We start from the raw sequence: 421 nt of genomic DNA on the forward strand, positions 1-421 counted from the left end.
TCGACACGGCGTGTTCGTCGTCGCTGGTGGCACTGCACCTCGCGGTGAACGCCCTACGAACCGGCGAATGCGACCTCGCCCTCGCAGGCGGCGTCACCGTCATGTCCACACCCGAATTCTTCGTAGAATTCTCCCGCCAACGCGGACTCGCCACCGACGGCCGCTGCAAACCCTTCTCCGCCACCGCCAACGGCATGGGCGCCGGAGAAGGCACCGGCCTCCTCCTCATCGAACGCCGAACAGACGCACTCCGCAACGGACACCACATCCACGCCGTCATCCGCGGCACAGCCATCAACCAAGACGGCGCCTCCAACGGCCTCTCCGCACCCAACGGCCCCGCACAACAACGCGTCATCCACCAAGCCCTCACCAACGCCCGCCTCACACCCAACGACATCGACGCCGTCGAAGCACACGG

Annotated in this window: 1 protein-coding gene; it reads left to right on the top strand. The window is 66.5% G+C overall.

Going from position 1 to position 421, the window contains the following annotated elements:
- Window positions 1-421, top strand: a 421-nt coding sequence (locus RKE29_RS30525) for a polyketide synthase (RefSeq protein ID WP_312008923.1), incomplete at both ends; no start/stop codon positions are given.

Source organism: Streptomyces sp. B1866, assembly GCF_031932565.1.
Taxonomy (GTDB): Bacteria; Actinomycetota; Actinomycetes; order Streptomycetales; family Streptomycetaceae; genus Streptomyces.